Genomic DNA, 24724 nt, shown 5'->3' on the forward strand with positions numbered 1-24724 from the left:
GGCAAGTTGTTCATCACTCGTCCTCCCAGTTCGGCTTTATCAGGCAGCTTTTCGAAGCATGTTTCAGAATGCCATCGATGTTGCGCTTGAGCTCTTTCTGTGCCTCGGAAGGATTGCCCTTGGTAGTGACGCAATCTTGTGATGGAGTAGAAGTCATCTCGTCCTGGCTCTTCTTCTTCGCCGCCTGGTTCTTGGCCAATACGTCTGCCCGACGCTGCATCGGTTCAAGGAAGTAAGCCCAGCTCTTCAGCGTTGGGACTTTCTGGCGGCTCGTTGATTTCTCCCGCAAGACTGGCAAGATGACTGCCTCAAGCGAAAAACCCATTGCGGTCAGGTCCAGAAAGCCCGAAAGATCCCGGCCAAGATGCTCCCTGTTCTCGTCGGTACACCAGGGACCCAGAGCCTGCCGACAAAGATTCATGGTCTTCTCTATCTCGACCAGCGGATCTTTCTCAGCTGTATAGTAAGGATCTTTTTCAATGTTATTTGTTCTCTCGGTAACTTCTGCCGAGCCCTTAGGCGAATTTTTCTTCTGCCAGGACCGAACCAGGCGGTCGTATTTGTCCTCGTTTACCGAGCGCCCGAGTTTGGGATGCCCCGAGACAGGCATTAAGGTACGCTCAGGCCAACCGGTCAAAACATAGGCGTTGCTGGTCTTGCCTTTTTCTTTGCTGAGGCGACCGACAATACGGATCAGCCCTTTTTCTTTCAAACTCGCGAGATGGGTTCGGGCGGTCCGTTCGCTGCACTGCGCATGAAATGCTATGCTTCTGTGGCTGTGCCAAACAACGCCGAACTCGTCGCAGAACTGTGCCAACACCCAAAGAATGGACCGGGCATTGGCGCCAATACCGGGAACCGTCGATGCCCAGCGCGACGCCTTCAGGTTATATGGTCGTCGTAGGTGCGTGGTTATTTCTAAGTCCTGGTCGATTGCATTGTACGACACTTGGCTATGAGGTGTTCTGCTCGGATTTTTCATCTGAATCTTCTCCCGCGCCTTGAATGGCCATGCGGAAAGAACTGCCAGAGGTGACTGGATGGAAAAACGAGCAGATATTCACCACGAATTAATATTCAGCCATCATGCTCGTCATGCGGGCCGGGCCTGAAAAGTCCCTTTTGTATGTAGGCCCTTAGCGTCGAGGCGGCGGGAGGTTCGACGTCCGGGTGATTATTTTTTGCCCACGTTTGAAGCAGTTTAACCTGACTTCTCTGACTTAAGCCGCGGAATCTCTTTGAGTCGCTCCGCCAATATTCAGCCATTATTTCTTTTGCGAGAGCATGCCTGCGTCTCCCCGGTCCCTTTTGAAGTGCTTCGGCCTTGTTACTGGTGGCGTGCGCCAGCAGAATTTTCTGCTTTTTGAAGCGATCACCCGTTACCGTACCGGTTCGAAGTTGCAGCTTGAGCCCGCGCTCCCACATTTTTGGATTGATCTTGTGGTAATCTGATCCAAGATCAGCAGGGACAGTGTAAGCAACGAGGTCGCCGGACTTCAGTTGATCGCAGATCGCAGAAGTCAATTTTTCCAGAGCTTCCCTTACTGATGCTTCCAGCTGCTTCCGTCGTTCTCGAGGGGACTGTGCGAGACCGTATCCTACTTCGTCACTTCGACGTTGGGACTGACCTCCAAAATACCCAGCGTAACCGTTATCAAACCATGAACCGCGGCGCGGACCCGGATTTCTCTTCTTGAAATCCACCAACTCTTTCTCGGCAGTTTTGAATTTTCTCCACAGCCGTTTCTGGGCCCTTGCTGCCATTTCGAGCGGAGGCCTTGAGCCGGAAGGTGGGAGCGGAACTTCGTTATGCATGGTCATACCGACGGACGGCAGGAAGGTATGGGTTCCCGATTTTCGCCAACAAAACACGCGTGCTCATCATATCTCCGGAGGTAACAACAAAGGTTTCTCTTCTTCATCGTCCGGTCGCTCCAAACGCGCGCCCGTTTGTTCCTAAGTGCGAACTTTCCACGGCTCCAGAACGCAGACAAGAACATTTCTGAAAACAGCGAGTGACCTCCCCCCGTGAAATCCCTCACCATGATGTAGAGTCCGCCCAACCTTGAAGGAGCAAACGAACGCGAAAGAGCCGCTTCACCGAGGCGTGGATTATCGGGATGGTTAAGGAACACAGGCAGACATGCCGACGGCAGAGGTGTGCCGCCGGCACGTGCTGAACCCGTCCGCGTTTTACAAGCTGAAGTCCAAGTATAGCGGTATGGAGGTGTCCGAAGCCGACACGGCAACAAGCAGTTGCTCATACACATGCGCTCAGACCAGTAAAATCTTAGTCCAACACCGTCTCGCTTCCAGCTTCAAGGCACCTTGGATTACCTGGCTGCCTGATCGCCTGTCCCAACCTCTCCCCTGAGGGCACACAGTTACTCCGTGATGGCCCCAAAGTGCTGCGGATAGTCACGTTGGGCTTCCTCGCCCCGACGCAGAATATCGATCAGTGCGCCGAAATCGTGATCCGCCTGCGTTCCCTTCCAGCGATTGGCGAACCAGCAGGTCAGCTGGATATTGTCCGGCGAGTAGTGGCCTGCACTGTCCTTCCTGTCGATGGACGCCACCAGTTCCGTGACAGGGCGCCTTTTCTGCGGCAGCAGCATCGGTAGACCTGTCAGCGCACATCGTCCGTCCTGCTCCTCCCACGCGCGGCACAGGAAGTCATAAAACGCTTCCGTGGATGAGAACCCGAAGAGCTCCTTGTTCTTCACCACCCGCTCGAGTAACTGCCCGTTGGCATTGCCGACGCGGTTAATCACGCCTTGAGCGAGACCGATCATGGCCGTTTTGAGATCACCCGGCCGCTGCAAGCCCTGCTGCCGCATCTGCGCGATCTTCTGCGGCAGGCGCACCAACAGCCAGAGATAGGAATGCGCGTCGATCAGGCGGACATCCTTGACCCCGACCCATTTGGTCAGCCCTGCTTGGACACAGTGCACCGCCGCGATGAACTCCTGGTAGTTCGACCACGAGCATCGCCCGGTGGTCCGAACGTCAAATCCGAGTTGCTCGAATGCCTTGTCGAAAGTGGTGGTGCCGATCGGCAAGAACCGGCTGTCATCGAGGACGTAGTACAGGTACGCAATCAGGCTGTAACGACGACCGATTAGATCAACGAGCTCGTCGAGGATGTCGGCGGGCTCTCGCCGCTCCCGGAAGAGGTCGAATACGTGACGCTCGAAGCGCTGGCGTGCGGGGCCATTCCCGAGTTCGTCGCGGAGCCGGCCCGTTTCGCTCGGCTGATTGTGTCGAGGTTCCCACGGAACGAGATTGTTCCTGACGTCCTGACTTTCCTTGATCTCGATCGCGCGGATTACAGCCGCAAGGATCCTTCCGCTGCCGATGTCGTTGGTGGTCCATTTGTCTGCCCCAAGGCGTTCGAGCGCGATGCTCCGGATGATGGGCTTGTAGCTCTCCCATGTCGCTGGAACGCCTGTAGTGAAGGATACGAACTGGCTGCCATTGTAGGCTCGCAAGTCATCGTTGAACTTGTCGAAGATCCTGATGAACCGGCTCTTATCCAGCGATTCCATATTCAGCCATTTTCCCGGCTAAGCGATTGGTCGGCGAATAACCTCGAGGCATGCCCGCCCGTCGTCGTCGAGAATAGTCGTGAGTTCCAGGCACGGGCGGCCTATTCGCGCAAATCGGATTGTAACCGGACTTCCCCTTTCCTCGGACAGACCTATCCTACGGGCACCGTGAAGGGAATGCCAAGAGCGGTGTAGATGTTGAGAACGGCGACGCCGACCTGGATTTCCGCGACCTGCCGGTCGAACTCTCTTGCCATCTGTGATTGGCCGAGGAGTTTAATGCAGTTCATCTTGCTCTCGACGCGGCTTCGGCGGTGGTATCCGCTCCACCATCGCCAGATAGCGCGGCCCAGGTTTCGCGAGGCGTTGACCGCTTCGTTCCGGGCGATGTCGCCGGCGCTCGTGGCCTTCCACGGCTTCGCGTTCTTGCGTGGGCGTAAAACGGCATTTGCATTGCGGGCGGCAACCTTGCAACGGGAAAGACATCCATAGATGTAGAACAATTTTCTTTTGGTTGGCCGGGAATTGGTACCTCAATCAGGACTTGGATTTGGTGTCGGTGGACCATCGTCGAGAAGGCATTTGTCGTAGCCAGAAACGTTGCAGTGCGTGCAAGAACTAGACGGAATGAAGACGCAACAACTCGTCAGGCCGCAGGGCCCACCCTCTGAGCAGCACAGCACTGGATCAGGCCTCCTGTCGAGCACAAGCGTGTCGAAAATGACAAGCGCACGTGGGGAGGCGGCAATGACTTCGATCCCGTCAAAGAAGTCGTTGGGGATGGCAGTGTAGGAATCCGATACGGTATCCATAGGAAGGACACGGAGGCCGTCGCCATCACGGCCTCGAATTCCTTCGTTTTCTGACCGGTAATCTGCCAGCGGAACGGAAACGCGGGCGACGTTGTTTCCGGTTGCCCCGACCAACCCCAGAAAGAAAACTGAATCGGCATCGTTGGGTATAGTCCACTCAACCAATCCGGCACGAACTGGGTGTGTCTCATCCGCGATTTGCAGCTTGAAACCGTCGAAATCTTCCTCGCCTTCCTCTGCGATGCGAATGCGGCTAGTCAAGGTGTCTCCAGGCAGGATTTCCGCCGGCAGGAAAACGCTAACCGTCCCGAGGCCGCCGATATGATAATTCACGCGGCTCAATGTGTTAGACGTGACTGTTTCGGTTTTCACCGTCTGCGCGTGGAGTGACGGAACCAGACCGACAAATGCAACTAGAAGGAACAATGGCAGTAGATACTGCATGATTTGGCCTCCAAACTTTTCATAGAAATTCGCCTTCTAAGTGTACCATAGTCGACCCGCCTGCGGTGAAATGCGCCGCATTTTTTTCGAGCGAGCGATCAACAGGCAGAGACGCCAATAGCGAAGCAATGCGCAATTGCATTGGTCACGTATGCGTCCCAACCATTGTGATTTCGGTTTGGACTAAAAGGGGGTGAAGACCCAAGATGCGCCAATGTAGTATCCGTCAACCGGGATAGAGTATTGGAAAAGCTGTTTGTTTGCGCCAATACAAAGACCTCAGGCGGACGTTAGTCTTGAGATGCGGACGGTCAGATTGAAGGGTAACTGCCGACGTCATCGCCGGCTTCCCGTATCAACGCCGTTAGGTCAGGGACGATGATGTCGCGCTTGCCTTCAATTTCGATAAGCCGATCGCGTTTCAACGCCGAAATCTGGCGACACACGGTTTCAAGCGTCAAGCCGAGATAGTCGGCCACAGATTCGCGTGTTAGCGGAAGGTGGAAATTCAAGCGATCATTAGGCCCAATCTGGTGCAGCGCTTTTTTCCGTTGGGCAAGGGCAACGAGCAAACTTGCTATCTTCTCCCGTGCGGACTTTCGGCCCAAAATCAACATCCACTCGCGGGCCGCATCGAGCTCATCAAGACTCATCTCCAAAAGACGCCGCCCAATATGTGGCATTTCCTCCATCATCTTCTCGAATGCATTGCGCCGAAAGCAGCAAAGCACCAGATCGGTGTTCGCGGTTACCTCATAGGGGGAAATCGATCGGCCAGGGCGCCCCAGAAAGTCAGCTGGCAGCAGCAGTCCAACCATCAGCGTGCGGCCGTCGATCAGCGTTTCTCTCAAAGTAGCTGTGCCGGTCACCACTGACGCCACAAAATTCATCTTGTCGCCGGCCCAGACTACCGTTTGCCCAGCATTGTATGTGCGGTAGTATTTCAATGATTCCAGCTTTGCGAATTCGTCCGGTTCGCAACGGGAACAAAAGGCCCGGTGGCGGATTGGGCAGTTCTTGCATTTTTTCCAGTCGTTCGTGAAACTGCCCATTCTGAACCCTCTACGGCTTGACGATATCCTAGGTGGTGTTCGCTTCACAGAAGAGAGCTTGACGAAAGCGTTTCCTCACTGAAATTTCCTGCCGCCTGCTGTCCCAAGGCCCCAAAAAACGCGTCCAGTTTCCAAGTATTGACACACAAAGTCGCTCGGCGCCATTGAGGCTTTTTACCGTGGCCGTGTCCTCCGGCGGAATTTTCCGAAACACCGATCACTTTGCGACGGAAATCCTGGCTCCATTTGCCCCGGTAAGAAAATGTTACCAACCACCGCGACTTGACGTTCTGTTCGCCGCGGCGTGAATTATGTCGGCTAGCTCATTTGAAGCTATGAATCGCGAACAAGAATTTGGAGCACCGCTGAAAATGACGGAAAACAAGGGTCGCCTGACCGCGGAAGAAGCCAAGGGCCTTAGGACCGCGAAGGAACTTGAAACGCACCTTGCCTGGTTGGACACCTTCACGCCGGCGGCACTGGGGGTTTTGGCCATCGCATCCGGCATCTATACTTATCTCGGTGTTTCTTCACTTCTCGAAGACAATGGTGCCGTCTCGTTTTTTGCTGCTGTCGCATATTCGATCGCAGTTTCCGTCGGCATTTTCGTTTTCTGGAGTTACATGCTCCGGCTCCTCCCCTCGATGAGAACCGCCAGCGGCTTTATCGGGCTAACAGTTTCGACGATTGTCGGCTCCGTCGCCATCATCGCAATGTCCAGCTGGCTCAACGCAGCGGCTCTCGCCGGGTCCGCGGCGGTGGAGCAACACCTTGAGAACACAGTGCGCGACTACCAGGCAGCGCTGGAACAAGCGCACGACATTGCCCTTAGCGGACAGGCATTGGGACGTGAGGTGGAGCGTGCGCGCCAAAGCTTTGAGGAACTTGCCGAGCTAGAACAGTCTGGCGACCTCTCAGGCACCGCCGGTCGTGGTGCCGTCTTCCGTGTTCTCACCCAAAAGGCCGAGGAGCTGCGCAACCTGGAAGATCAGATCGCCGCCCAGCAGCCCTTGATCGAGGAGGCGTTTCAGCAAGGCAACGAAAATCTGGCCAGAATGCGGGAACTCACCGTCGCGCCCGGCCCGGTGGACCAGCGCTCGGTTCAGTTTTCCGAGGAAAGTGTAAAGCTGGCCGGCGTCATCTCGCGCCTGAACCAATACAGCGTCGCTCCACTCGTGGCCCGTGCAGCCGAGGATTTACCCTCCTCAGTCGTCCTCCCCGAACTCGATGGACGCAGTTCCGACGTCCGCGACGCTCAGTCGTCCACCATTAACTCGGTGCTCAATGCGCTCGACCAGCGGAGCAGAACGCTCAGAAACGCGGCCGACGAGGTCTTGGGGCTGGAGCCACCCATCGAGACCGCCTACAATCCTATCTCCAGCGCGGATGCAGTCATCAAATACGCGCAAAATTTCGTTCCATCCTGGGCCGGTGCGATCGCCATCGACTTGCTGCCCGCTGTTCTCGTTTTTGTTCTGGCAATTACCCAAGCCGCAATCCGCAGCGGCAAGGACGGTATGAGCATTGAGGACACGTTGACACTCTCTGATTTGAGAGCCGCCATGAATGCGATGAAGGATGTGGAGGCAACGATGGGTGTGGCTGATGCCGCGATCCTGAAGCGCACAACGATCGAAAAAGACCCGTCATGAAGGGATTCCTGGCCAAGATCGATCCACGATCGGGTCTGCGATACGTACTGCTGCTCCAGCTGGCGATCGCAGGCATTCTCGTCGTGTCCGATGTGGCCAGCCTTTATCCGAGTCCGTTCCAGAAGCAGGTTGATCTGCCTTCCGGCCCCATTTCACCGGGCGATCAGCGTCGCGAATACCGGACCGACCGCCCGAACCCAAAGCTGCTGCGCATGGACGAGCCGCCGGATCTCCCTATGCCAGAAAATTTCCCCGGGCGGCTCGAATTCACCGAACAGGTGGTCGAGCGAATAGGTCGAGTACTGCTGGTCAGCGGTCAGATCGAAGTCGGCGACGCGCAGCGTTTCGTGTCATTCTTGTCCGACATGCAGGAGAAACCCGACCTGGTAGCACTTCACAGTCCGGGAGGAGTTGTTTCGGAGGCTTTGTCGCTAGGAAGGAAGATCCGGGAAGCAGAGCTTTCCTCTGGAGTTCTGGCGGGTGCTGTATGCATGTCCTCGTGTCCCTACGTTTTGGCGGGCGGTGAAGAGCGCATAGTCTCACTGCGAGGCATCGTCGGCATGCACCAGCATTACTACGAGCAGCTGCGCTACATTCCTGTCCTCTTCGCTGTGGAGGACATCCAAAAAGGGCAAGGCGAGACGATGCAGCACCTGATTGACATGGATGTCGATCTGTCTTTGATGCTGTTTTCGCTGAACACCCCGCCTCAGCAGATCTATGCCCTGATCGAGGAAGAACTCATCGAAACACGCATCGCTACCGCCATAATTGACTAACCCGGCAGAGGAATTCTGGAGTAGATAATCTTGTTCAAGAAGCTGACTACGGCTATTTCCTTGATGGCCACCACTGCAACAGCTGGAAGCGTCCAGGTTCGTGATGCGGACACGATTGTCGTGAATGGAACCCCGGTACGATTACAGGGTGTCGATGCGCCCGAACTTGGGACTTCTGCTGGACGCGATGCGCGTCGGTGGATGGTGAACTTTCTGCGAGACAAAGCTGTTGAGTGCAAACTCACAGGTGAGAGAACCTACGATCGTTATGTTGGCGTTTGTTACGTCGATGGTCAGGACATCGGTGCTGCTGTTATCACCGCAGGCTACGCTCTGGACTGCGCGCGATACAGTGGCGGACGATATCGGCAATATGAAACACCAGCAGCGCGGTCACGATTGCGGCGCGCTCCATACTGTTGAGCGGCCGTCCAATCTAGTAGCACACCAACTCCTCTGGAACAGGTTCTTGTGATTGAGGATCACCCAAAGTATGGAATGACGTCCATGCGAGGCAACGCTCATCTCTTTTCGTTTGGATGCATGACACGGGTGCTTCCTCGGTACAATTTGAAAACCTGACCTAAGAAAACCAGGACGAAAAAACTGGCCTTCGGCCAATGCGCCTTGGCGCGCGTCAGCTATGTGGGGAGCACGCGCGCCAAGGCGCCCGCAAGGTCAAAAAAGTCTGGGTAGTATTGCTCCGGGAAACTGCCCCTTTTTGCTCTGGGACTGGCACATTCGCTTCACAATGGGAATTCGGCCGTCGGCTTTGATGATCTCAAGGATGCGGTTTCTGACGAGCTTGCCTGTAGTCATCACTTACGCCACCACGCCTTTGAAAATCTGCTCGTTGTGCCAGTGAATGTACTGAGGTAAAGGCGCCATAGTCTCCCTGCGCGGCGAGGCGATGGGCTTTCCATGGAACTCATCGTGGAGCTTTCTCCCCCAGTCGCCGACGAAACGCTCCGACACATGGACATTCATGTTTTGGTCAACAGTGATTGCGCCTAAGTCGAAGAGCTTGTGATGGATGACGCATAAGGCGAGGCCGTTGTTGACCTCGTCTGGACCTCCGGCCGATTGCATTTGTATGTGAGCCGCTTCCAAGGCGACGGCCGCACCGTTCATCTTTATGTCGTATCTGCAGATCGCGCACTGCTCGAAATAGGCGGTTAGGACGATGTCGCGAAAACGCGGATCGCGCTTCTTGCGAAAGACCACTTCAAGCTCATCCTGTCCGAGATAAAGGCCAACAGCTTCCAAAATGTCGGGATGAAGGCTCGGCGGAAAATTTCGCTCGAGAAGATTGATCGCGACGAGATCGATGAGTTTGGGATTATCTCGCAAGGCGCGTAGCACGTCATCGGAAAAGCCGGCTTTGATCTTTCGGTCACGCGCTTCGGTGAGGCTCAGATCGCCGGAAGCGTTCCTCTCGTGCTCTTCGATCCACCAATTCCGCTCTTGTCGTTGGCGAGACGGGCGTAGGGGTAAGCGACGGTCGTCTTTGCGTCGAACGGACCGTAGGTCTGGATGAGTGGGTCGACTGTGACCTCGGCATCGGTAAAGGCGATCCGCTCGATCCTTTCTTTCTTCAGCTGCGCGAGCGCGTAGAGAAGGAGCAGGGGCTTGTGCGGCGCCAGCTTTCCGCCCTTGGCGAATATGCGGATTGAATCAAATCGCTGGAGAAGATCACCTTGCATTTTTTGTTTTTACCCGCTCGATCAGTCGTTCGTTCGAGATTTTCAGATATCTGCCATTTGGTTTAGTTGTCCATAATAACCATGCCTTCCGGATCGCCTTTAGTCGGGTTTTGCTGCTACCTGAAATATCACAGCGATCCGATCCAAGATCTGTGTATTTGCGTAGCGCGAAGCATGCTCCGCCGCACCGACCAACTCTTCCATACGCGCGCGCACCTCTGAGAGCGTCTTCGATGGCTGCTGCGCAAAGAAACCATAAATGGCATCGATACCCAGATAATCCGGGATCTCCATTTCCTTTTCGCTGCGTTGGCTGACGTCCTTCTTGGCTTCAATCCAATAGGGGTCGAGTTCCTGGGCCCAGGCCTCCGCCAGCTTTTCCAAAGATGGGAGCGTCAGATTTCCGAACCTATTGTAGCCTTGGTTCTTCGAAGGGCCGGACGCGAGAAACCTATCCAAAGACTCCAAGAGTGATACTGTTCGCTCGGGACGGATATCCCAGTGTGCCAGACCTTCCAATGTCGGCTGAAGGCCCTCGATCACAGAGCTCAAGTCTGCTTCTTTCGGCCTGTCCCGGTGCTTGTCGGCCTCAACGGTCTCGATGTAAGCCTCACGCAGCAACCTTGTCACTTCCGGCTGATCCCGGATGATTTCTTGGCGATCATCGATCTCGCGGACAGCCAACAGTCGGGGCGGCAAATAGGACGCCTCGATCAGCGACGGTGACCTTCCACCAAGCGCAATGATGGTCATCGGAGACTTGCCAGCGAGAAGACACAGCTCAGAGCCCCAAAGACTTTGAGGCTTGATGCGCTCCATGGATTGGAGAAGGTTGATTGGCAGATTGCGCCGCATGTCTTCAACCAGATCATAAAGATTGTTCCTGCGAAGCGGCCGCGGTTTCTTGTGTTGCTCCAGGATCAGATCTGTCAGGTCGCCGGCAGAGAATTCCAGGTACTTGTCTGCGAGATCTGATGCACCGACCCCCGAAAGCAGAGCGATGGACTCGATGCGATCACGGCCTTTCTTGTCGGATGACAACACAAGCCCGGGAAGATCGAACGTGGTGTAGGTGATCTTGGAATGTGGGCTGTCGATACGGTCGATCCGCCCCAAGCCCTGAAGCATGCTCTTGATGTCCGAAGTAACGCCGACGATGCCTAGGGCGCGTGCGCGTTGGAGGTTGATGCCCTCCGCCATTTGAAAGGTCATGAACATGGCTCGGCGGTGGTCGTCGGACGCCTTCTTGCCGTCGAGAGCCAGGTATTCTTGGGCTTCTGCACCATTTCGAGCGACGGTGATGCCGGTACCAGGTCCCAGTTTGTGATTGGCAGCCACAAGGATCACATCGGGTTTTGGGCCCTTCCGGGAAGACAGAAGGCGTGCATAGACCTCCAGAACGCCAATCCGCTCAGACAGGAAGATCACTTGCCGATGCTGATTGAGCATCTCTGCCATATGTTCGGCGCGCTGCTCATCGATCGCATCAAGTTCCGGGCTCTGCAGCAATTCACCGATGCGGTCGCAAATCGGCGTCGTCGTTCGTTTGTCTAGAGGAAGCTCGCCGCTCTTCGGTGTGATAGTGATTGTTGCGGTCTTCCCACCGCGGCTTTCACGTTCTGAGCGCCTAAGGCTCTCGCCAATCGACGTGCGGCCGCGCGCATCTGCATCTGCGGCCCGCCTGCGTTCCCAATCTTCCCGCGCGAAGGTGATTGACGACCTCAAGATCGCCAGAAAGTTCCGAATGTGGATCCGCGCCTTGTCATGAAAGCGGACTTCCGTATGGCCTGCTCGTTTTGGGTCGGCAGATACGAGAGTTGTGCCTGTAGAGATGCTCTCAGCTAGTCTTCTGATTTCGTCCAGGATGGCCGATTGCTCAGGCGTGAGTTCGGCGTCGATCCTGATGCTTTCGATCTCAGGATACGAATAGATCCCAGGTCCGCGTTTCTTGGACTCTCCGACGCAATGGCGCTGACGCCTAACCACGTAGGGCGCCAGTGCGTCCGCCATGTCGGCCTGGATTTCGCGCGGATCGAGCCGCTTTCCGGCTAGGCGTTCTTCGGCTTCCTCGATTGGTTGCGCGAGGTCTGCCTCAGACTGGAACATGTCCTCCATGCCAGACCGCTGACGATCCTCGAAATTTTGCCGAAGAGCGCGGAGTGTGTTCAACTCTAGTGCTCTCTCGCGTCCCCGCTTGAGGTTGTCGTTGATCCTCGCTGTGATTTCGGGGGGCACATAGATCGAGGCGCGTCGTTCATGAAAGGCGAGCAATCCATCCAGGCCCTGGTTCCCCATCAGGGTCGCTGACAGGCACGACGTCCAGATCGCAGGGCTTTGTTCGAAGACGAGGGAACGTCTCGACGGGGCGAGATAGCGGGAGTTCAATCGATGACTCTCGTCCACGATCATGGAGGCAGAAGACCGTACGCCTCGGTTTATCTCCTCAAGCTCTTCGGCCTCTTCGCCTTTGCTGCGTGAAAGATGGCTGTGCTTGATGAGATTGAGGTTTGCTGGCTTGCTCTTATCCCAATTGCGAAAGACGCTTGCCGGAATGATGCCAAGCGCGCCATTGCGCGTTTGATCCGGACGTTCATTTCCATGCCGAAGAACGACGCTCGAGTGCATTGTCGGCAAGACCGTGGCCAAGTGCTTGCCGATGTCGGTCTTACCTGCGCCTGTCGGTGCTTCTACAAATGCAAACCCGTGTTCGTAGGCTGTCCCTGCGGCCTCGTAGACGAGATCGGTTTGGAACGGCAGCGGCGGACGCCCTGCGGCGCCGTCGCCACCGACGCGCCAGGGCAAGAACGATGTCATTTCGTGAACCGTTCGGGCGAGGGCTTCTTCGGCGCTCACGGGCCTTAGAAGTGCTCTCAGGATCTCAAGAGCCTGTTCGGTCCAGTCGGTGCCGAGCGTCCAGAAGTCTTCAGCGGCCCGTCGTCGCGTTGCGGCAAGATCGGGAAACGCTTGCAGATCATCGACATACTCAAGGTTGCGTCTAAGGCCGCCAACCGAAAAGTTGGCGCTGCCGGCGAGCGCGCCTGCGTCACTGATGAAGAGCTTCGCGTGAAGCATCGCGTGGGTACGACCAAACCGCTCTCGAGCCAAATCACTATCTAAGATACGAAGCGAGATCGCTCCCGATGCGATCGCATCGTACGCCAGGACAGCCCGTAATTCGTCGAGGGAGCGCAGCGATAGCCCGCGCGTTTCAAGGAAATAGTCCCGAGCCTCTTCCGAGAGTCCGCGTCCGCTTCCGTCGAGGCGGCCTTGATTGTCGGTATTCGTTCCAAATATGATCCTGATCGTCTCTGGGGGCTCGGATACAATGCTGGGCCGAACGCGAAGTATGATCGACATCGCGGACAGAAAGTCCTGGTATCCGGTCACGACCAGAGCCTGCGATCCATTCAGAGTGCGCTCAACGAGCTTTTGGACGGATTGCTCACCGTTGGTCGCCCAGACCAGTTCATGGTCGGTGGCGCTTTCGGCCGCGGGCGTTGGCTCAACATCGACGCCCACAGCCTCTTGCTCGCGTTCCTTGGAACCACGAAACAAAAACCGTGATATGAAGCTGTCTGCTCGCTCGCGCGCCATTCCGGTCACCTCAAGAGCAGTCTAGCCGTTCAAATGATTCCTCCAACCCATTGAATTCGGAACAATTCGTTTGAGGCTGGAAAAACTGTTGAGCCGGAACGTCTTTCCTTCGGGTCAGTCGCTCCGGCTCCCATGCGAGGTAATTCTCGCGAATCTGGCCGACTGGATAATCTCGGCTTGGTGGGCCCCGCGCGGGATCGCCGCCATCCCCACCGCCGCACTCGATCCGCCCCACCGTGCGGCGTCTCCTGCGGTCCCCGCGCTTCTAAGGGTCCGGGTCCCCAGATGCGGCTCGGCCGAAATTGACCGAACCACTTGGATCAGGAGGCCAAGGCTCGCGCCAATCGCCCATGACAGTGGGACCTTGCGCGGGAAACGAGCCATTGGCGGTGGGCGACGCTTGTTGCGTCAACCGTCAAACCCATTTCGCTGCCCAATCTTCTTTGCAGGGTTTCCGGCCATGATCGACCCGGCCGGGACGCTTTTAACGACCACGGCCCGCGCGCCGAGGATCGCGCCGTCGCCGATCACGACGTCGGGGCCCACAAAGGCGTCGGCGGCAACCCATACGTCGGCCCCAATCGTCACCGGAGACTTGATTAGCGGAAACGTGGGGTCACGCCAGTCATGGGTTCCGCCGCACACATGCACCCCCTGCGAAACGGTCGTGCGTGGCCCGATGGTGACCTCGCCGAGCGCATATAGAATGACGCCGTTGCCGAAGGTGCAATGGTCGCCGATGTTGAGAGTCCAAGGGATGATGATCTGGACATTGGGGAAAATCCGCACGCCGGCCCCGATTTTCGCTCCGAACAGGCGCAGTATCATGTTGCGCCAGCCCCAAAGCAGCCGGGGGCTGAAGCGGAAAAACGGATGGGCGAGGCCCCAAAGGACACGAACGAACAGCGCCTGGCACGACCATTTCCGGTCCTTGCGGTTGGCTTCGACGTCAAATGATCCGTTCACGGCCCGCGCTCCTGTTGTGCGAGGTGAATGTCGCTCGTCCTTGGAGCGTGCCCACCCGCCCATTCATAGATGGCGAGCGCGCGCTGGGAGATCGCGCTCCAGGAAAAGTCACGCAGCATCCAGTCGCGCCCGTTTCGCCCCATTTGCTTTCGCTCGTCGTCAGTCAGGTTCATCATGTAGGACATCGCGGCGGCAAAATCCGCCGGCTCCAGATCCACCCACAATCCGCAATGTTCGGTCTCGAGCCCCTGCCATGGCGCGTTACGACTGGAGACGACCGGCACTTCCATGATCAGGCTTTCGGCCACTGTCAGGGCAAAATTCTCGTTGCGGCTTGGCAGAACGAAAAGGTCGCTCGAGGCGATGGCGATGTCCTTGTCGGCCCCGAAAACCGGCGCCTCGACGCTGCATCGGGCGAGGTGATGGCTTTTCAGCCGGTTTTTCAACCTGGCGGCATAGCCGTTTTCGTCCGGGCCGATGATGCGCAGAGACCAGTCGGGGAAGGCTGGTTCCAGTTTGGCCCAGATGTCGATCAGGATATCGAGGCCCTTCTTGTGGTGTAGTCGGCCAAGGGTAAGAACCGTCTTTCCCGGAGTGCGGGCCGGGAGATCGGGGATCGCTGCGGCATTGACCCCGTTGGGAAAGATCGCGATCGGGCCCCGATAACCCAAAGCCCGGATCTCGGCCAACTCGGTCTCGGTGGTGGCATGCAGCGCTCGGGCACCGTCGAAGCAGCGGTCCTGGAACAGAAGGCGGGAGATGCGTTTCTTCGCCGGGCTGTAGCTCAGCGCGACTTTTGAGAGCATGCCATGGACAGAGACGAGGTAGGGGTTGCCGGTGGCGCGATGCCAGTCGAGTACGGCCTTCGAGGGATATGTCCAGAGCCCGTGCAGATGCACGATGTCTGGGCCCCAGGCCTTTAGCGCGCGGGTGAGTGCCGGCGAGAAGCCGATGGAATTCGGTCCGATCACGGGTGAGGCCGAGACGTTGAGCGCGGCCCAATCGGCGCCTTCGCCCGCAATGAAGTCGGGGTCGGTCAGGCCGAAGACCTTCACCTCCAAGCCTTGCACCATTTGCGCGCGGGCGAGGTCTTCGACCACGTTGCGAACCCCCGCGCCGCGTCGCGACAGGATGGATGTGACATGAGCAATCTTCACGATGTGCCGCAATCTCGGTTGATATCGCCGATGGCCTCGACAAAGCGTTGCGCCATCCGGGCCGTGTTGAAGTCGTTGGCGACCGTTTCCAGCGCTGCGTCAGACATCTGGTCGAGTCGTTCGGTCTCGTCGATGCTGTCGGCAATTGCCTTCCAGAGGCTGCCCACGTCTTTGGGCGCGAAGGTGACGCCGGTTTTTCCCGCTTTGAATGCGGCGATCTCGGGCATGTGCCCCGAGCGGTCTTCATGGAGTATGGCGGGCAAACCGTATGCCATGCCATGGACCAGGCTGAGCCCCACATCGCCCGGGTATAGGAACATCCTGCAGCGATTGGCGACGTCGGCGATCTCGGCCTCGTCCGTCGTGGCCGGATGCCACACTACCTCGCCGTTCACGCCGAGCTCGCGGGCCAGCCGGAGCAAGGTATCCTTGCCGGCCCCGTCCCCTACGACATGGAGCGTGACACCGGCCTCGCCGCCCCGCGCCAGCGCCCGCAGGGCGAGGTCCAGCCCTGCCTTGTCGGTCAGGCGCCCGACGAACAAGAGGGTCCGGTCGCGGTCGGCGGCGTGGTAGGGCAGGCGGTGGAGCGCGATCGGGGCGAGGTTCAGCCCGTTGTTGAGCGCGGCCACGACGCGGCGATCCTTGCGCCCCGAAGCGGTGGCACGATAGCTGGCGACTTCGTCGTCGGTATAGAACAAAAGGCCGTGGGCGCCGCGCATTAACAGGCTGCGCAGGGCATGACGCCACGGGCGGGTGGTCGGGCTCAGGTAATGGCCCCACCAGACGACGCGCGCGCCAAGGAGCCGGGCGCGCAGGATGGTGCCAAGGTTGCCCAACCCGCGCGGCGCGCCGGAGACAACGACCGTGTCACCGCGGCGTATCGGAACGGACAGGATACCGCGCTGCCATTCGACGCCGGTGCGGAACCGCAAGGTTTTGCCGAGGAGCCGCTCCCAGCCGGGCGCGTCGGGGCGCGCAGTGAGCACGCCCATGTCGGTCGGCGAGGCATAGACCGCGAACCGGGCACCAAAATGCTCGGCGAGCCGATTGAATAAATCGAGACGGTAGTGTGGAACAGCGGGTTGGATGATCGTCACCCGCGCGCTTTCGTCTCGGCTCTCATCAGCCATCGGCGAGCCGCTCCTCCGTCACGAGGTCGGACACGTCGGTCGCGTAGATCTGGCGGGTACCTTCGTGGATGGAGTCGAACGCGACGTAGCCGCCCTGCACGAACCAGCGCGGATGCAGGTCGCAATGCAGCCCGCTGCGGGTGAAGGCGTAGAGCTCGGCGGGGAAGGCCACGCCGAACTTCGCCTCGATATGCCGCTTGGTCTGGGTCACGATCTCCGAGCTCGGTTTGTCGTTGATTTTCCGGTATTGCCCGAGGTCGATGCGCTGGCGCGTGGGCGGGTGATACAGCATGAGATCGCGGATGCCCCGCGCGTCGGGATAAGTGTCTGTCACCAGCCAGTCCGGGAAGGCAGGGTTCACCATCGGGTGACCATCGGCGGTGAGAATTCCGGCCGCGAAGGGTTCCGGCGGTTGCGTGCCACCGTCGTGCACCTCGAGGTAGCTCATCCCGACTGCCCCGTTACGACGCAACAAGCGGCGCAGGACGGCCTTCGCACAGGGCAGCATTGCGCGGATCACGGGGGCATTCATGAGGGGTGAGCGGCGCAGCGCGGCGATAGATTGATTGCGGCGGCCCCAGATCATCAGCCGGGTGTCGTCGAGCCAGTCGAAATGGCTCATGTAGCCGCGCGCGAGGATACGCAGCCTGGTTCCGTCGGCGCCCACCGCGCAAAGGACGGTCTCCTCGCCCCCGTCTGCGAGCCGGAACCGGTGAAGAAACGCGATTCGGTCGTTGGAGGGGTTTAGCCTGAGGTGGGTGATGAATTGGGGGTGCGTCGCGCTCGTGACCACCCCGGCGGCCTTCGCTACGTCGCCAATCGAGAGCAGGAGTTCGGTCCGGTCCGCGGCGATGTCGGAAACGAAGATCCCGTTGTCGGCGGGGACGGGATCGCTTGGCGTGCGGTCGGCAACGTTCGAATGCCCGTAGCCGCCAAGCCGGTGCAGGCGACCGAAATCGACACTGTAGCTCGTGGTGCCGGGCCGGTCGGTACAATAGGTGGAAAACGAAAGCTGGCCGAGCCGGACACCGGAGTGCCCGTCGATGAGCGCGCTGGCCGGCTGCCCCCGGTCGTCGACCTCATTCACAATCACCGTGTCGGTTCCCCCGAGCCAATGCTGCCGTGCGCCCTGCGGGAAGTTATAGTTCTTCGTCCGCAAGAGGACGCGCGGCTCGCCGGGCGTGTCGTTCGGCCCGCCGAACACGATGACCTCGGCCGCGTCTTTGCCCAGAGGCGGGCGGTCGATGCGCGCGACCCGAAGACCGATCAGGCTTCCGCTGGCGCGGCTGTCGATTTCGAGGTCGTGGAAGCCAAAAAAGTGGTGGGCGGGGCCGTCGGTGAGGCGGATGGCGCTGTGGTTACTGTCGCCGCGTATGGTCATTGGTACTGGGTCTCTTCTCCTGCCGGATGCGGTGCCGAAACGACGCCGAGGCCGCGAAGCCAGGTGTCGAAGGCGGTGGCCCGGGCTTGCCACTCGTGATCGCGCGCGGTCCAGTTCGGGGTCCAGTCGCCGGGCCGATCCAACGCCGCCATAAGGCGATCCCGCATCGAGGCGACGTCGTTCGGTTTGAAATAGAAGTCGTAATCCGGGCCAAAAAGAGCGCAGGCCTCGCCGATCGGCGAGGTGACGACCGGTTTGCCGAACGGCAGGTACATGAACATCTTGCTGGGGCAGCGGGCGATGTCCTGGATGGTGTCGAACAGCGGCGCGATGAAAACATCGGCGGAGGAAAGCTGCTCAGGCAGCTCGGATTCGGGCACGTATCCCTTGAAGTCTACGTTGTCTTCGATCCCTTTTATCCGGGCGTGGGCCACGGCCGTCTCATAGTCGCGCCCGCGCCCCAGGACGACAAGGCGAACCCCGGGACGGGTTTCCTTCAGCTGGGCAACGGCGTCGAGAATGTGCAGAATGCCGTAGTTGCGGGCCAAAGTGCCCATGTAGAGGATCGTCTGCCCGGCCGTGCCGGGCGCCGGCGCGCCGCCGGGTGTGAGGACGGACCGAGTGAAGGCATAAGGCGAATAGTGAACCCGCCGCACCGCCTTCGCGCGAAGACGCGCCTTGACGAAATCCACTAGGTATTCGCTGGCGCAGACCTGGCCATCGAAGAACCGCAGGGATGACCGTTCCAACACGGCGTCGGAGACCCGGCGCACCATCGACCGGTTCGCGATCGCTGAGAGCAGTTCGGAATGTTCGACGATGTAGAAGGCGCGGGTGGGGGCCAGCGGCAGGACTAGGTTCCGCACCCCGTAGGCGCCGACATAGACGATGTTGGGCGCTAGCTCGCGGAGTATCCGTCGCTTGGTCCTGAGCTCACTCGAAGCGGAACCGCGGTCGAACCAGAGGGCCCTGGCCGTCGGGGCTTCCAGCGCGAGCCGGGCTCGGTTGTTCGGCGTATCCTCCAACAGGATCGATACCTCGTAGTTGAGCCCGGCGAGAGGGGACGCCATGCCGAAGGCCCGTTTCGAGGTGGCGATGCTCTCGATATCGCCGGTGGTGACGAATGCGATGCTGGTGGTCATATGCCGGGTGTGCTCCAGATTGTTTAACCTACGGCCGTTTCCAGTCGGGCAAGTATCGTTGCGACAGCGCGATTGTGGTGGCGATGAAGAATGGAAATGACGTGCGGATATGGCCGAAAGGCGAGAACAGATAGTGCCAGCTGATTTCCAGCAGCAGGAAGACAAGGATGGGCCGCCAGCGGGGGGGCAGGTGAGGGCTCACGGCGACCGCGCGGCGGGCGGGCGGAACATACAACATCAGCGCCCCGGCGAAAGCGATGATGCCGCCCCACATCCATGTGGTTAGCAAGACTGAATGTGAAACGATTATACTGGAGTAGTAGACGTTGGTCCGACCTTTGATAAGTGCCAGCAGTTCAGAATAGGTGCCCGCGGTGTCCTGTGCCCAGGATCCGTGACCGAAGAGCGGGGCATCGCGAATGGCCGTGAGGGCGACGAAAAACTCCGAGCGCCCTTGCCTGATAAGCTCGAATGGATTGTACGGGTTGGCTGAACGCGAGAACTGGTCAAGTGAATTGCTGATCTGACCGCTCTTCAAGATGTAATCGACATACACCAGGTACAAAACGTACCCGAGGGCCAGCAGAACACCTGCGAACACGTACCGATGGCCGCCTCGCTTCAGCCGCATCATCGACAGAACCGCTGCCGTCGCCATGAAGAAAAGGCCGCTTGAGCGAGCCCCGAGCAAGACGAACGTGAGGCCGACAACGGTGAACAGAAAGAGGTTGGCGTCCTTTCCGAACCGCGCCATGAATGGCGAGAAGATCAGGATGGCGGGAATCAGGATAGGGGCGACGCGGGCTTTGAAGCCGTTGCTGCCGGCGAGTACTTCGCTCAATTGATACTGATCGATGACGAAGACATGCGCCAGCGCAGAACCGCCAAGCCAAAGGAGTATTGCGCGCTCGTTTCGAGTGAACAGATCGGTCAAGAACAGAATGCCGATAATCGCAAAGAGTGGGTTTGCCCAGCCTCTCAGCATATCGTTGGGAGCAGTGCTGTTTATGGTGTCGCTAATGACGAGCCCCAAGAGAATGAGGATCAAGCCTGAGATGATCACGGTTTGATGCGAGTTCCAGTGTAATGTCGTCCGGGAGTTGGCGATGACGACCGCGACCAGTGCAATGATCTCGGACAAATAGAGATTGCCGACGAGGTTGATGGTCGTCGTCGAAAGCGCCCCGGCCGCGAAGGCGAGAAGCCCGGTGGCCGAAATCGTCAGGCCGGACGATGCGGATTTCGCAGTGGCGACCCTCATGCCTTCGCCTCAGTTGGCGACCGGCCGGAGGAAGGCTTTTGGCGCGTATCCGCGATGACCGCCCGGTAGAACGCTGCCACCTGCTCGCCAAAGCTCTCCCAACTGCAGCTCGACCGAATGAGCTCGACCGACCCGCACCCCAGTCGCTGCCGGAGACCGGTGTCGTCGCGCAAAGTCCTTATAGCGGCGGCGATCGCCGCCGGATCTTTGGACGGTACCTGGAGGTACGTTTCTCCATGGGTCGCCGGAAGACCGGTTTCCGCGGTCGCAATTACCGGCAGGCCGGCTGCCAGCGCTTCCATCGCCGAGGAGGCGCAACCCTCTGCAAGGCTCGGGAAGACAAACATGTCGGCCGACGCGAGGTAGGATTTTAGTTCATCCTGGGGAACGAACCCGGGCATGGAGATGCGGTCGGCGATCGCCGATCGGGCGACGATCGGGGCCGCTTCCCGGGCATCTCCCAGCGCGGTGAGGCGAAAGTCGATCCCGTCCGCGGCGAGTTCCTCCAGGGCCCGAACGAGGTATCCCGCGCCTTTGCGAAGTCCGAATTGCCCGGTGAACAGAAGTTCGAGCGGTCGATCGCCGATCGCGTAGTCGGTTTTCAGCGCTAGGAAATCCTCGCGCACGCCCAGGTAGGCGACGGCGATCTTTTCTGGTGGGTAGCCCTGGTCGACAAAGGTCATCTTCACGAAATCCGAGTTCACCAACAGCGTGTCGGCTGCATGGCAATCCTCAAGAACGCAGGCCCAGAAAGGATCGTCGGGGGACATCCAGGCTGTTTGACCCGACATGTCTTCCGGGGCCAGCGCGTGTTCGAGAAACGCGGGATGGGCGATGGAATGGTCGGTGATGACGCGCATGCCGGCGCGTTTCGCCGCCTCGATCGCCCCGCCGGCGCCGGCGCCGCTGCGCACGTGAAAGATGTCCTGGCGCCCCAGTCTGGATCGGGACGCCCGGCCGAACGCGGCCCAGGCGATCTTCGCGGCGGTTCCGTGACGCATCGTGGTGTAGCGGCGCGTGCGGAACAGCAGTTGCGCGAGAACCTCCGGCCAGATCAGGCCATTTATCTTGCCGGGCGGGAGAAACGGCATCCGGCGCAATTCAAGCCCCTTGCGCAAATGCGGCGCGCCGAGCCGGCGGCCGATCCAGTCGATGAGGACCGCTGGCGCAAAACGGCTCGGCACCCAGCCCTGTATCACCGAGATGTCGACCCCTTGCGTGGCTATTGCCTCGACGGCTTTCACGAAATGCAGCCGGCCCAATCCGGTCGACAGGACGACTCGCACCGGCGCTTCGCCCGTCTTGTCGTCGCTGCAATCACTCATCCGATGCACCGCTTTACCCGGAGCCTGTGCGACGCGTTATGAGCCGCGTGAGCGTCCGGAGGTCATCCGTCCGCGGCAGAAGATTGTGCCAGACCCGGAAATCCTCGAGGCGCAGAACGTTCCAAATACCCACTACGGTCGACAGGATCCGGGAGATGCCAACGAAAAGGATCAACGTCAGGGGCGACTCATAGCCTGTCAGCCAGAAACCGGCAAATATGATCACCAGGCTGACCACCGCCATTTGGATCGACGGGCGCCCGATGCCGCTGGCCCGCCCGACTTCGAGAGTGAGCGCGTTGATCGGTAGTACGGCGGAGGCCAGCAGCAGCGCGACGGCGTATTGCGCTGCCGTGGCATAGGCTTGGCCGTAGAGCAACGGCACCGCGAACGGCAGAATGACGAGACCGATCAGCACGAAGACGATGGAAAGCAGGGTTGCAAACCGGAACAGGCGCGCGATCTCGGCTGTCCGCTGTTGCGACCGCTTCTCGGCGAGATAGGGAAACAGGACCGTCCGGACCGCGGTCGTAACGACGGAATAGCCCGCGCCGACGGCGGAAACGGCGACGAAATAGTATCCAAGCTGCGCATTGTCCCAGGAGGTGAAGGCCAGGATACGGTCCATCTGGTTGGCCAGAACGGTCAACACCACCGCGCCATGCAGGCGGATGCCGGTTGTGAAGGCATCGCGGGCAAAACCGAAGGAGATCTTGCCGAAATAAGCACGCCCATATTTCCAGGCCCAGACCATGAGGAACGGAACCCGGCTCGCCAGGAACAAAAGCAGCGCCGTCAAAGTCTGGAAGGCTCCGCCCGTCAGTAGCCACATCGCCCCAATGAACAGTGCAAACAGGGCAGGTCCAATGAACCTCGTGTAATTGACGAGGGTGAAAGACATTCGGCTCCGCTCTACCGCGGCCAACAAGGTGACGATCGTGTTCTGGGCAATCACTCCCACGGAAAACCACAGGAAGGCCTGCCTGGACAGGCTGGAGAAATCCGGGTGAAAGAACAAATATCCGAGATAGCCGCCGGCGATCGTGAGCAATGTGATCGCAATCCCGCCGGCTGTAAGAGTCGGGAGCATCTGAATCGGGTTTTCGTTGTCTCTGCGCAGGACAACGATCGCGCCGTCATAAAAGGACAGGATCCCGATCGCGGCCGCCAACTGTGCCATCATCAAGGCGGCGCCGTAGTCGCCACGCGCTTCCGGGCCCAGCACCCGAGCGACCAGAACACCGGAAATAAAGGTGAAAAACGCAGCCGAGAGGCTCGATGCGGACGTGCCGAGCAAGGCCATTCTGATCGAATTGAGTTGAGTCACGAGATCACGTCTTGCAAGGGTCTGGGTCTGTCACAACAGGGTGAGCCTGCGCATCAAACGGGGCCGTCCATATCCACGACGCGATCGTCCGCAAACGCCACGCGAAGGGCGCGGGCAAGGCTTATCTGGTAGAATGCGTCGCCGACAGTGTTCCAGGTCGAGTTTTTGACCGCGATCGTGAATTGCTCAGACATTCAATCGGGCGCCATGTCTATTGTGGTGATTTCGGTTCTCCCGCTCCAGATCTTCGGCGAGACGGGCATCCTGTGCGAAAAACCGGATCAGCATAGCGCGGAATTCCGGGTCCGTCACCGGAAGTGCGACTTGCTTGGCCCCGGGAGGCGGCGGGCAGGTTCGGTCGGCTCCTACACCGCGCGCGAGGGACCGGGCGGTGGATTTCGCCAGGCGGGCGAGGCGGCGTGCGGTCCCGGTCGCGACCGCAGGCTGTCTTGCGGCTGCGTCACCGGCGGACAGCCGCTTGTTCGCAACCGGCGCGGGGGCATCCGGAAACTGGCGCAAGCCGCCATCCGCCGCCGTCCTTCGCCGGTTTCGAGATCCCGGATCCCGGCGATCAAGACGCGCTCTTGGCCGAACCGCGCGATCCAGCGCTCGATCTGCCACCCGATCCGGCAGGAAACAGGGTAGTTCGGCAGAAAGGTGTTGACGAAGTCGAGGCGCCGGGGATCGGCGATGGTCTCCTGCCACGCGATTTTCGGATCGAGTTCGTTCTCAACCCCGAGCTTGACCAGCTCGGCATGCAGGCTGAGAAACAGCGAGACGTTCTCCCGCGTCAGGATGACGATCTTGGCCTTGGGAAACCGCGTGGCGATTTCCGTGATCGCGACCTGCGAGCCCAGATACCAGGTCGATTTCTCGCCGACCAGCCGCCTGCCGCGCGCCTGCCTGACGACCCTCTTTGCCCAGGTGCTCTTGTTTTTTTTCGTGCCAAGGACGTCGTCGCAAAGGTAGTTCGGTTCGACCGGGCCATATGTCCAAACGTCGGGACACTCGTTCAACCAGTTCCTGAGCGCATCCGTTCCTGCCTTGGGCGCGCCAATGATGAAGAAGTCGATTGGTCGGTGCATTTTTCGTTTTCTGGCGTTTTCAGGATCCGGAAAGGGACTTAAGCCTGACCTTTCGAACGGCTCTATTACACAAATCGGGCGATGCGCTTCTGCAGCCTTACCGCCGCTTATCTTCTGCTGCGGTGAAATTCCCCAGTTTCACAAGCCCTTCGTCGATTAGGGCGTTCAACACGTAATGTATGCCTCCCACACCGACCCCGACCGCCTGCGCCAAATCTCGCTGTGACATTTCAGGGTTCTGCTCAAGCAATTGCAAAATGCGAAATCGCACATCGTCTTGGGGTTTGTTTTCCTGGCCAGCCATGGTCAGGTTGGTTTACGGCTACCGCACAAGGACTGCCCATGGCGCCTTGGTGAAAAGGTTCAGCT

Annotated in this window: 20 protein-coding genes and 3 pseudogenes; 4 read left to right on the forward strand and 19 right to left on the reverse strand. The window is 59.0% G+C overall.

The window, feature by feature from the left end; all coding sequences use genetic code 11:
* Positions 1–13 precede the first annotated feature (13 nt).
* Both FGK63_RS04490 and FGK63_RS04495 read right to left on the reverse strand, forming a co-directional pair.
* Positions 14–982 (reverse strand): helix-turn-helix domain-containing protein, encoded by a 969-nt coding sequence (locus tag FGK63_RS04490; RefSeq protein WP_138840383.1) that lies wholly within the window; start codon positions 980–982, stop codon positions 14–16.
* A 95-nt stretch (positions 983–1077) separates the two neighbouring features.
* Positions 1078–1764, reverse strand: a complete 687-nt coding sequence (locus FGK63_RS04495; protein WP_218961106.1) for a hypothetical protein — start codon at positions 1762–1764, stop codon at positions 1078–1080.
* A gap of 356 nt (positions 1765–2120) precedes the next feature.
* Between FGK63_RS04495 and FGK63_RS04500 the strand changes: the two are divergent.
* A pseudogene (locus FGK63_RS04500) lies at positions 2121–2239 on the forward strand (transposase); the annotation flags it as partial.
* Positions 2240–2384: 145 nt separating this feature from the next.
* Here the strand turns inward: FGK63_RS04500 and FGK63_RS04505 are convergent.
* From FGK63_RS04505 to fnrL, 4 genes and pseudogenes are all read right to left on the reverse strand, one after another.
* Complete coding sequence (locus FGK63_RS04505; protein ID WP_138840385.1) at positions 2385–3545, reverse strand: hypothetical protein; 1161 nt, start codon at positions 3543–3545, stop codon at positions 2385–2387.
* Between the two features lie 152 nt (positions 3546–3697).
* Positions 3698–4012, reverse strand: a pseudogene (locus FGK63_RS04510) (IS5/IS1182 family transposase); the annotation flags it as partial.
* A 66-nt stretch (positions 4013–4078) separates the two neighbouring features.
* On the reverse strand, positions 4079–4801 hold the full coding sequence (locus FGK63_RS04515; protein WP_138840386.1) for a hypothetical protein: 723 nt from the start codon (positions 4799–4801) through the stop codon (positions 4079–4081).
* A gap of 311 nt (positions 4802–5112) precedes the next feature.
* Complete coding sequence (gene fnrL / locus FGK63_RS04520) at positions 5113–5853, reverse strand: transcriptional regulator FnrL (RefSeq protein ID WP_138840387.1); 741 nt, start codon at positions 5851–5853, stop codon at positions 5113–5115.
* A 371-nt stretch (positions 5854–6224) separates the two neighbouring features.
* On the opposite strand from fnrL, the gene FGK63_RS04525 reads away from it, so the two are divergent.
* The 3 genes from FGK63_RS04525 (at position 6225) to FGK63_RS04535 (ending at position 8707) form a co-directional block, all read left to right on the forward strand.
* Complete coding sequence (locus FGK63_RS04525) at positions 6225–7505, forward strand: hypothetical protein (protein ID WP_138840461.1); 1281 nt, start codon at positions 6225–6227, stop codon at positions 7503–7505.
* The gene (locus tag FGK63_RS04530; protein WP_138840388.1) at positions 7502–8284 is read left to right on the forward strand and encodes a COG3904 family protein; all 783 of its coding nucleotides are present in this window, start codon (positions 7502–7504) and stop codon (positions 8282–8284) included. Before FGK63_RS04525 ends, FGK63_RS04530 begins: the two co-directional genes overlap by 4 nt.
* 63 nt (positions 8285–8347) lie before the next feature.
* On the forward strand, positions 8348–8707 hold the full coding sequence (locus tag FGK63_RS04535; RefSeq protein WP_138840462.1) for a thermonuclease family protein: 360 nt from the start codon (positions 8348–8350) through the stop codon (positions 8705–8707).
* A 399-nt stretch (positions 8708–9106) separates the two neighbouring features.
* Here FGK63_RS04535 and FGK63_RS21150 read toward each other — a convergent pair.
* From FGK63_RS21150 to FGK63_RS04600, 13 genes and pseudogenes are all read right to left on the reverse strand, one after another.
* Positions 9107–9987: pseudogene (locus FGK63_RS21150) on the reverse strand (phosphorothioated DNA-binding restriction endonuclease).
* Between the two features lie 99 nt (positions 9988–10086).
* Positions 10087–13581: a phospholipase D family protein gene (locus FGK63_RS04550; protein WP_138840391.1), complete on the reverse strand. Its 3495-nt coding sequence runs from the start codon at positions 13579–13581 to the stop codon at positions 10087–10089.
* A 408-nt stretch (positions 13582–13989) separates the two neighbouring features.
* The gene (locus tag FGK63_RS04555; RefSeq protein ID WP_246043945.1) at positions 13990–14547 is read right to left on the reverse strand and encodes an LbetaH domain-containing protein; all 558 of its coding nucleotides are present in this window, start codon (positions 14545–14547) and stop codon (positions 13990–13992) included.
* Positions 14544–15704, reverse strand: a complete 1161-nt coding sequence (locus FGK63_RS04560) for a glycosyltransferase (protein WP_138840393.1) — start codon at positions 15702–15704, stop codon at positions 14544–14546. The genes FGK63_RS04555 and FGK63_RS04560 overlap by 4 nt, the downstream gene beginning before the upstream one ends.
* Complete coding sequence (locus FGK63_RS04565) at positions 15701–16834, reverse strand: glycosyltransferase (protein WP_138840394.1); 1134 nt, start codon at positions 16832–16834, stop codon at positions 15701–15703. The genes FGK63_RS04560 and FGK63_RS04565 overlap by 4 nt, the downstream gene beginning before the upstream one ends.
* Entirely contained in the window at positions 16827–18215 is a 1389-nt protein-coding gene (locus FGK63_RS04570; RefSeq protein WP_138840395.1) for a hypothetical protein, read from the reverse strand. Before FGK63_RS04570 ends, FGK63_RS04565 begins: the two co-directional genes overlap by 8 nt.
* Positions 18212–19357, reverse strand: a complete 1146-nt coding sequence (locus FGK63_RS04575; protein WP_138840396.1) for a glycosyltransferase family 4 protein — start codon at positions 19355–19357, stop codon at positions 18212–18214. Before FGK63_RS04575 ends, FGK63_RS04570 begins: the two co-directional genes overlap by 4 nt.
* A 28-nt stretch (positions 19358–19385) precedes the next feature.
* Positions 19386–20618, reverse strand: a complete 1233-nt coding sequence (locus FGK63_RS04580; protein ID WP_138840397.1) for a hypothetical protein — start codon at positions 20616–20618, stop codon at positions 19386–19388.
* Positions 20615–21943, reverse strand: coding sequence for a glycosyltransferase family 4 protein (locus FGK63_RS04585; RefSeq protein ID WP_138840398.1), 1329 nt, complete (start codon positions 21941–21943; stop codon positions 20615–20617). Before FGK63_RS04585 ends, FGK63_RS04580 begins: the two co-directional genes overlap by 4 nt.
* 13 nt (positions 21944–21956) lie before the next feature.
* Positions 21957–23270 (reverse strand): lipopolysaccharide biosynthesis protein, encoded by a 1314-nt coding sequence (locus FGK63_RS04590; RefSeq protein WP_138840399.1) that lies wholly within the window; start codon positions 23268–23270, stop codon positions 21957–21959.
* Positions 23271–23323: 53 nt separating this feature from the next.
* A complete protein-coding gene (locus FGK63_RS20675) occupies positions 23324–23464 on the reverse strand; it encodes a hypothetical protein (RefSeq protein ID WP_171052566.1) in 141 nt (46 codons plus the stop codon).
* A 171-nt stretch (positions 23465–23635) separates the two neighbouring features.
* On the reverse strand, positions 23636–24355 hold the full coding sequence (locus FGK63_RS04595) for a sulfotransferase family protein (protein WP_138840400.1): 720 nt from the start codon (positions 24353–24355) through the stop codon (positions 23636–23638).
* 97 nt (positions 24356–24452) lie between these two features.
* Positions 24453–24659, reverse strand: coding sequence for a winged helix-turn-helix transcriptional regulator (locus FGK63_RS04600; RefSeq protein ID WP_138840401.1), 207 nt, complete (start codon positions 24657–24659; stop codon positions 24453–24455).
* Positions 24660–24724 lie beyond the last annotated feature (65 nt).

The organism is Ruegeria sediminis (assembly GCF_005938215.1).
GTDB classification, from domain to species: Bacteria; Pseudomonadota; Alphaproteobacteria; order Rhodobacterales; family Rhodobacteraceae; genus Ruegeria; species Ruegeria sediminis.